The sequence below is a fragment of the Methanobrevibacter sp. genome (genome assembly GCF_045586545.1).
GTDB lineage: Archaea > Methanobacteriota > Methanobacteria > Methanobacteriales > Methanobacteriaceae > Methanocatella.
Genome location: NZ_JAZNAN010000059.1, coordinates 1 through 6,939, shown reverse-complemented (window position 1 = coordinate 6,939; position 6,939 = coordinate 1). Strand labels below are relative to the sequence as shown.

The following is a 6,939-nucleotide window of genomic DNA, read 5'->3' as shown; positions in this document are numbered from 1 at the left end:
CATCTGAACATGAAATAATCGAATTAGCAAATTCTTCATCAATTTTAACGTTTCCTAATGGAGTAATCCATTCTCCTTCATTGAAAACTGAAATTTCACTACCATAACCAGTATGATTTGGACTTAATATAATAAAAACTTCAGGAAAACCGTTTTGAACTATCTGGCAATAGCTGTGAGAAGCTACTGGACCAGAATATATGTAACCTGCATGAGGAACCATGACATTGATGGGATAATCTGTTCCATCAAAATCTTTCAATTCCGGAATGAATCCAGCACCAAACTTATGTTTGAAACAATCTTCTATTGTTTTTTTAAGTATTTCCGGGTTATCTGGATAAAAAGTTCCAGCAACAGCAGGTTTTCTTATCATTCAATTCACTTAAAATTTAAGTTCGAAATCGGTTGCTTCGATATCTAAGTCTCCATCTTCAGGAATTTCTCCTCTTTCTCTTAAGATTTGTCTTGCGAGTAACCAGTAAACTAAAGCGATAGCTTTTCTACCTTTGTTGTTTACAGGTACAGCAATATCAACAAAGCTGAGTAAGTTTTCAGTATCACATAATGCAATAACTGGAATACCGTTTTGTTTGGATTCTAAGATTGCTTGTGCATCTGATCTTGGGTCAGTTACAACAATGATTTTTGGTTCAATGAATTTAGCATAATTTGGGTTGGTTAATGTACCAGGGATGAATCTACCAGGAATGGTTTTTGCACCGGTAATTTCACCGAATTTTTTAACAGGAGCTTGACCGTATTGACGGGTAGCTACTACTAAAATATCTTCTGGGTCGTATTTTGCTAAAAGTTTTGCAATTTGTCTGATTCTTTCATCAGTTTTTTGAATATCCAATACATATAAACCGTCAGATCTTACTCTGAAAATGTATTTTTCCATATCGCTGGTTTTTTGTTGGGTTCCGATATGTAAACCTGCAGCCAAATAATTATCTAAATCTATTAAAAGTTCGTCGTTAACCATTTTTTTCACCTTTTATTTTATCCTCATCTTCAATTTTAACACATTTGTTAGGACATACATCCATACATACTTCACAATAACTACATTCTGAAGGGTCGGTAATTACAATCTTATCCCCTTCAAGAACTAATACTTCCATAGGGCAAACATCAGCACATTCAGCGCAGTCAACACCATCACATTTGTCATAATCAATAGTTACTTTAGCCATATTATTATCTCCAATTAATAATTTAGAATTTACCCATTTTAGGATTTGGAAGTTCTTCTTCAATACGAATAAGCTCATTCAATTTAGCTATCCTTTCACCGCCAATAGCTCCAGTTTTTATCATTGGAGATGAAAAACCAACAGCCAAATGAGCAATAGTATCATCAGTAGTTTCACCGGATCTATGTGATACGACCGGCACTACATTATTTTCTTTTGCTAATTTAACAGTTTCATAAGTCTCAGATAATGAACCTATTTGATTAGGCTTGATAATAATAGCATTTGCAGCTTTCATTTCAATACCTTTGGCTAGGAGTTCTTTATTTGTAACAAATAAATCATCACCACAAACAAGACATTTATCCCCCACTTTAGAAGTTAATTGAGCAAATCCATCAAAGTCAGATTCGTCGAATGGGTCTTCTACATAAAACATTTTGTAAGTATCAATGATATCTTTTACGAAATCAATTTGATCTCCAGTGTCCCTTTTGACACCATCTTGAGCATAAATATATTTCTGCTCTTCACTGCTCCATAATTCTGAAGCAGCCATATCAAGTGAAGGTCTGATTTCAAGTCCCAGTTCATCACCAACTTCTTCACAGGCTTGAGCCTGCAAATCTAGAGCAACATCATTAGTGATATTAGGCACCCATCCACCTTCATCACCTTTTCCACCGGTAAAAGAAGAATCTTTCTTTTGAATTAATTCTTTTAACCTTTTGTGAACGGAAGCATTTGCAAAGATTGCTTCACTAACCCTAGATGCTCCAATAGGAACAACTAAGAATTCCTGAATATCCGGTGCATTGACACCTGCATGAGCTCCTCCATTCATCATGTTACCAAGAGGAAACGGCAATTCGTTAACTAAATTTCCGCCAATATATCTATATAATGGCATACTACTTGAGGAAGCAGCAGCTTTTGCTACAGCCATGGAAATAGCTACGGTAGTGTTACCACCAATGGCAGCTAAATTATCAGTTCCATCAACTTCCCTTAACACTTCATCAATAGTTGTAATATCTTGAGCATCCATTCCAATAAGTTCAGAAGCGATTAAATCTTCCATTTCTCTTACGACTTCATCTACTCCACCATCAGGAAAAGAAACTACTTCTCTTGATCCGGTACTTGCTCCACTAGGGGCAGCCGCTCTACCGAACCCGTTCCAAGTAACTACATCTACTTCTATAGTAGGGTTTCCTCTGCTGTCCAAAATCTTTCGGACTCGGACATCCTCTATTACACTATCCAAAAAAAACACCTCAGTGTCATTCGATTTATTACCATATAACCTATACTCCTTAAAAAAATCAGTAGGTTTCTTTATAGAGTTATTATGGTATTTACTATTTTTTTTAATAAAATATTAGAATAAATAGATAAGAAATCTATTCATCTCTAATAACATCTAATGGTAAAACACCAGCTTCAAGTTCTTGATAAGCAATGTCAATAGGATCTAATGAATCCTTAATTTCAACTAAAGGCTTAGCGCCCATTGAAATTTGAATTGCTCTAGCTCCAAGAAGTCTAGCTTTTTCAAACCTTGTCAATTTTTTTTCAACATTCATGAATATTACTTCCATTTTTAGGCATATATTTTACCAAGATTATCTTTTAAAAACTTTTCCTAAAATTGTAAAATCATTCCCATGTTTCCACATGAGAAATCAACATTCTTCTACAACAGTATCTAGTTAAACCTAAGTCATCTAAAACATCTTTTGGCTTTTCACCAGCTTCCACTCTTTTTGTGTATTCATCAAAATATGCTGAAACCGGCTTTCCGCAACTTAAGCATCTAATAGGAATCATTTAAATCATCTTTTTTTAAATTTTAAATAAAATTTAAAAGTACAGAATAATTATCTGTAACTTTTTTGTTTACGTGCTCTTGCTCCAGGACCACCGTATTTTTTAGGTTCTGAACGTCTTGGGTCACCTACTAACATAGTTCTGTCGTATTGAATGAATTTTTCTTTTAAATCCATATCTTGTGACCATTGGACAAGTCCTTTTGCAATTACCATACGTGCAGCTTCAGCTTGTCCCATTACTCCTCCACCAACAACTTTGATGTTGATGTCAACTTCATTAGCTAAGTCGCCAGCTAAGGTTAACGGTTCTTGTAATTTCAAGTTAGCAAGCTCAGGGGAATAAAGTTCTAAAGGAATTCTGTTAATTCTAACTTTACCAGTTCCTTCACGAACAGTACCTCTTGCGATAGCTGTTTTACGTTTTCCACTAGTATGAATAACTTTAACCATAATCACACATCCATTTATCTAAAAGGTAGCTCCTAAAAGTTTGGAGATTTCTCCTAACTCTACACCTTTTTTAAGATCTCCGTATTCTGCTTCAGGAACTTTATCGAGTTCAGCATCTGCATATTCTGCTGGTACACCAACAAATGCTTTTAAGCCTTTGTATGCAGCTTTACCTTTTGCTTTTTTGAAAGGTAACATTCCTCTTACAGTTCTTCTAAATATATCGTCTGGTCTTCTAGGATATTTAGGACCTAAGTCACGAGGGTTGGAAATACTTGCCCTGTCAACTCTTTGTTTGTATTTAGCATAAGCCCAATCCCTGTTACCAGTTAACATGATTTTTTCAGCATTGAGAATTACTACTTCTTCGCCTTCTAAAAGATTCTTACTAGTAATACTAGCTAATCTTCCTAAAACGCATCCTTCTCCATCAATAATCATCATAACACACATCCCCTATTCCATAATCCTAATGTTTGATCCTTTAGGATTTGATTCTAAAATTTCTTCGATTGAGATGCATTCTCCGCCAGCACTTTCAATTTTTTCTTGTGCAGCAGCTGAGAATTTTAATGCTACAACATCTACTTTTTCTTCTAAATTACCATTTGATAAAACTTTACCCGGTACTAAAATAGTTTCGCCTGCTTCAACATGTCTTGCAATGTCTGACAAATTAACTTCAGCGGTTCTTCTATTAGACCTTTCAAGCCTTTGTGCAACATCTTTCCAGATAGCTACATCTTCAATTCTTGATTGTTCATAAAGTTTATTAATAAGATCAATAAGGTTAGGATTTGTTTTTATAACTTTTTTAACCATTATTAATTTCCTCCTTCTTCACTAAATCTGATAAACTTATCTGCTTTTTCACCTAATACTTCACAAGCTTTTAATAAAACTTCTTTAGGAGGCATAGCGCCGTCAGTTTCTATTCTAAATATGAAATCATTATCACGATGACCTACATTAATGTATCCGTTGGTTGAAGCCCTTACACAGCTTTTACACATTGCACAGTTTTCAATGTCTAAAATCTTAATCTTTTTGGATCTTCTATCGGATTTCAAAACACCTCTAGGACATGCTTGAGCACAATCATAATCGATTTCCAAATCTTCATTGAATGTGATTTCTGGATATTGTTTGTAAGCACAAACAGTGGTAGGCATCCATTTTGCATGATTTTTTCCATAGCCGACTTTTGCGACAGCTTCAATATTTAATTCTTCGCCTTCTTTAAGTTTTACTAAAGGAATAGTATCGTATACTGGTTTAATTTTTGAGTCTGAAGATATTAAATCCTTAGAATAAACTGTTTTAGGTCCAACTTCATTTAAACTAAACATGATTCCATTAGTATACTCTTCCCAGTCATCATCTTCAGGTAAAGACATTCCTTCGAGAGCATCTAAATCAGAAACTAAAGGAGTTAAACCAAGTCTATGAGCAAGTACCTCATTAAACATTGCAGAATCATTTCTGATAATATTAACATCTTCGATAGCTATTTTAGGTACATTTACCATAGCGCATCTTCTAATTGCATTAACAAAAGGCACTTCAGCATCGCGAATGACAAAAACAATTTCATCATCGCTTTGACTTCTAATTTCTATCTCCATATTAAACCCTTCCACTTAAACTCTTCTTCCTCTTTTACCACCAGGTCTTCCAGTACCGTCGTGAGGAATAGGAGTAATATCTTCTATTTTTCCTATTTTAATTCCAGCTCTTGATAAAGCACGGATAGTAGCTTGTGCACCAGGTCCAGGACTTCTAGGTCCATTTCCACCAGGAGCTCTTACTTTAATATGTAAGCCAACAAATCCTTTTTCTTTAGCATCATCAGCTATTCTGGTTGCTGCAGCCATAGCTGCGAAAGGTGAAGCTTGTTGTCTGTCTGCACGTACAACTCTTCCACCAGACCATTGGGAAATAGTTTCAGCACCAGTAATATCTGTTACAGTAATAATAGTGTTGTTAAATGATGAGTAAATATTAGCTATACCCCATTTTTCATCTTTTGCCATAGTTACACCCTTTATTCCTCAGTATTAGCTTTATTAGCTTTGTTATTGTTATACTCTTCAATTTGTTTAGCTACAGGTGAAGAACGATAGAATCCAACTTCATCTTCTTGACCTTTCAATACTACATAACTTGGGGAATTGATTTTTTTACCGCTTAAAGCTATGTGTCCGTGTACAACAAACATTCTTGCTTCTTTAGGAGTACGAGCTAAACCTTTTTTGAATACAATAGTTTGTAATCTTCTTCTTAAGATATCTTCAACATTTAAATCTAAGATTTCTTCAAGAGCAGCACCTTCAGGCAAAACACCGGTTCTAGCTAAGTGTCCTAATAATTCTAATTTCTCTTCTTGCATTTGATCAGCAGAAAAACCGAGTAAGTATCTTGCTTCCCTACTGTATCTTCTGACTAAAGTATCGGCTTTCCAGATTTCCTTTTTGTTTTTTAAACCGTATTTAGTCATTAATTTGTTTTCATTTTTAATTCTTTCCGCATTCCAAGGATGTGGTGGTGTATTATACTTTTTCCTTGATTTTCTAGGTTGTCCCATTAAAACATCTCCTTAATAAAATTGAATTTAATAAATTAATTTCTAAAAAAAAGTTCTTGCCTATCCTCTTGAACGTTTTACACCAACGGTAGAACTTTTTCTGAAAGTAGATTTGGTTCTTTGACCTCTAACAGGTAAACCAACTTCATGTCTTCTACCTTTGTAACTTCTGGTCTTTTTCATTCTGTTCAAATCATCCCTTAAGGTCATGTCAAGGTCGGATTCAATCAAGTGAATGTCATCACCAGTTTCATAGTCTTCTCTTCTGTTTAACATCCAAGCGGGAATGCCAAATTCTTGAGGATTTTCTAAAATTTCTTCAATTCTTAAAACATCTTCATCAGCAATGTATCCAATTTTAGCGTCTAAATCTAAGTCTAAAGTACGACACATAGTTTTAGATAAAGATATTCCAACACCTTTAATATCGGTTAAAGCATGTTCAATGGTCTTATTCCCATCAACGTCCTTTCTTGAAATACGCACTAAATGCTTAAAATCGTCTTCCATTAAATAACCTCCATTTATAGAGCGAACCTACGAGACGTAAAATATAGGTTCGAATGTTTTGACTAGCAAAACACAGTTCTTTCAACAGTTATAAACTTAGCTTACAAGCTAAGAGTGCAAAAATATCAGTTTAACAAGTATTTTTAATAAATTTATAAAAAAATATAGTTAAAAACTAATAAACGCCGAGACTGGGATTTGAACCCAGGAGGGCTGAGCGCCCACGAGATTTCCAGTCTCGCGCCTTACCAGGCTAGACTATCTCGGCACAACTAGCTATAAAAAAATACTTGCACACATATTATACTAAATAATATGATATAATAATATCTAATAATCCAAGACCGTCAAGAGTTTCATTTTC

General features: G+C 34.6%; 13 protein-coding genes and 1 tRNA gene. All 14 read right to left on the bottom strand.

Annotation, left to right across the window (positions count from 1 at the left end):
* A partial coding sequence (gene amrB / locus ACKI3D_RS04900) for an AmmeMemoRadiSam system protein B (RefSeq protein ID WP_407392626.1) occupies positions 1–376 on the bottom strand: 376 nt, incomplete at its 3' end.
* 9 nt (positions 377–385) lie between these two features.
* Positions 386–988, bottom strand: a complete 603-nt coding sequence (gene rpsB, locus ACKI3D_RS04895; RefSeq protein WP_407392625.1) for a 30S ribosomal protein S2 — start codon at positions 986–988, stop codon at positions 386–388.
* Entirely contained in the window at positions 981–1,199 is a 219-nt protein-coding gene (locus ACKI3D_RS04890; protein WP_407392624.1) for a 4Fe-4S dicluster domain-containing protein, read from the bottom strand. The genes rpsB and ACKI3D_RS04890 overlap by 8 nt, the downstream gene beginning before the upstream one ends.
* Positions 1,200–1,221: 22 nt before the next feature.
* On the bottom strand, positions 1,222–2,466 hold the full coding sequence (eno, locus tag ACKI3D_RS04885) for a phosphopyruvate hydratase (RefSeq protein ID WP_407392623.1): 1,245 nt from the start codon (positions 2,464–2,466) through the stop codon (positions 1,222–1,224).
* Between the two features lie 136 nt (positions 2,467–2,602).
* Positions 2,603–2,800, bottom strand: coding sequence for a DNA-directed RNA polymerase subunit K (locus ACKI3D_RS04880; protein ID WP_407392622.1), 198 nt, complete (start codon positions 2,798–2,800; stop codon positions 2,603–2,605).
* 58 nt (positions 2,801–2,858) lie between these two features.
* A complete protein-coding gene (locus tag ACKI3D_RS04875; protein WP_407392621.1) occupies positions 2,859–3,029 on the bottom strand; it encodes a DNA-directed RNA polymerase subunit N in 171 nt (56 codons plus the stop codon).
* 50 nt (positions 3,030–3,079) lie between these two features.
* Positions 3,080–3,481 (bottom strand): 30S ribosomal protein S9, encoded by a 402-nt coding sequence (locus ACKI3D_RS04870; RefSeq protein ID WP_407392620.1) that lies wholly within the window; start codon positions 3,479–3,481, stop codon positions 3,080–3,082.
* A gap of 18 nt (positions 3,482–3,499) precedes the next feature.
* Positions 3,500–3,922, bottom strand: a complete 423-nt coding sequence (locus ACKI3D_RS04865) for a 50S ribosomal protein L13 (protein WP_407392627.1) — start codon at positions 3,920–3,922, stop codon at positions 3,500–3,502.
* A gap of 15 nt (positions 3,923–3,937) precedes the next feature.
* Positions 3,938–4,303, bottom strand: coding sequence for a 50S ribosomal protein L18e (locus ACKI3D_RS04860; protein ID WP_407392619.1), 366 nt, complete (start codon positions 4,301–4,303; stop codon positions 3,938–3,940).
* A gap of 2 nt (positions 4,304–4,305) precedes the next feature.
* Positions 4,306–5,106, bottom strand: a complete 801-nt coding sequence (locus ACKI3D_RS04855) for a DNA-directed RNA polymerase subunit D (RefSeq protein ID WP_407392618.1) — start codon at positions 5,104–5,106, stop codon at positions 4,306–4,308.
* Positions 5,107–5,121: 15 nt separating this feature from the next.
* Positions 5,122–5,514: a 30S ribosomal protein S11 gene (locus ACKI3D_RS04850; RefSeq protein WP_407392617.1), complete on the bottom strand. Its 393-nt coding sequence runs from the start codon at positions 5,512–5,514 to the stop codon at positions 5,122–5,124.
* Positions 5,515–5,525: 11 nt separating this feature from the next.
* Positions 5,526–6,065: a 30S ribosomal protein S4 gene (locus tag ACKI3D_RS04845; RefSeq protein ID WP_407392616.1), complete on the bottom strand. Its 540-nt coding sequence runs from the start codon at positions 6,063–6,065 to the stop codon at positions 5,526–5,528.
* Positions 6,066–6,125: 60 nt separating this feature from the next.
* The gene (locus ACKI3D_RS04840; RefSeq protein ID WP_407392615.1) at positions 6,126–6,575 is read right to left on the bottom strand and encodes a 30S ribosomal protein S13; all 450 of its coding nucleotides are present in this window, start codon (positions 6,573–6,575) and stop codon (positions 6,126–6,128) included.
* Between the two features lie 183 nt (positions 6,576–6,758).
* Positions 6,759–6,843: transfer RNA gene (locus tag ACKI3D_RS04835), tRNA-Ser, on the bottom strand.
* Between the last annotated feature and the right edge of the window lie 96 nt (positions 6,844–6,939).

Coding starts and splice junctions, on each gene's coding strand:
- ACKI3D_RS04845 (WP_407392616.1), bottom strand. CDS start 6,065: ATGGGACAACCTAGAAAATCAAGGAAAAAGTATAATACACCACCACAT.
- rpsB (WP_407392625.1), bottom strand. CDS start 988: ATGGTTAACGACGAACTTTTAATAGATTTAGATAATTATTTGGCTGCA.
- ACKI3D_RS04865 (WP_407392627.1), bottom strand. CDS start 3,922: ATGATTATTGATGGAGAAGGATGCGTTTTAGGAAGATTAGCTAGTATT.
- ACKI3D_RS04880 (WP_407392622.1), bottom strand. CDS start 2,800: ATGGAAGTAATATTCATGAATGTTGAAAAAAAATTGACAAGGTTTGAA.
- ACKI3D_RS04855 (WP_407392618.1), bottom strand. CDS start 5,106: ATGGAGATAGAAATTAGAAGTCAAAGCGATGATGAAATTGTTTTTGTC.
- ACKI3D_RS04890 (WP_407392624.1), bottom strand. CDS start 1,199: ATGGCTAAAGTAACTATTGATTATGACAAATGTGATGGTGTTGACTGC.
- ACKI3D_RS04870 (WP_407392620.1), bottom strand. CDS start 3,481: ATGGTTAAAGTTATTCATACTAGTGGAAAACGTAAAACAGCTATCGCA.
- ACKI3D_RS04875 (WP_407392621.1), bottom strand. CDS start 3,029: ATGATTCCTATTAGATGCTTAAGTTGCGGAAAGCCGGTTTCAGCATAT.
- ACKI3D_RS04840 (WP_407392615.1), bottom strand. CDS start 6,575: ATGGAAGACGATTTTAAGCATTTAGTGCGTATTTCAAGAAAGGACGTT.
- ACKI3D_RS04850 (WP_407392617.1), bottom strand. CDS start 5,514: ATGGCAAAAGATGAAAAATGGGGTATAGCTAATATTTACTCATCATTT.
- ACKI3D_RS04860 (WP_407392619.1), bottom strand. CDS start 4,303: ATGGTTAAAAAAGTTATAAAAACAAATCCTAACCTTATTGATCTTATT.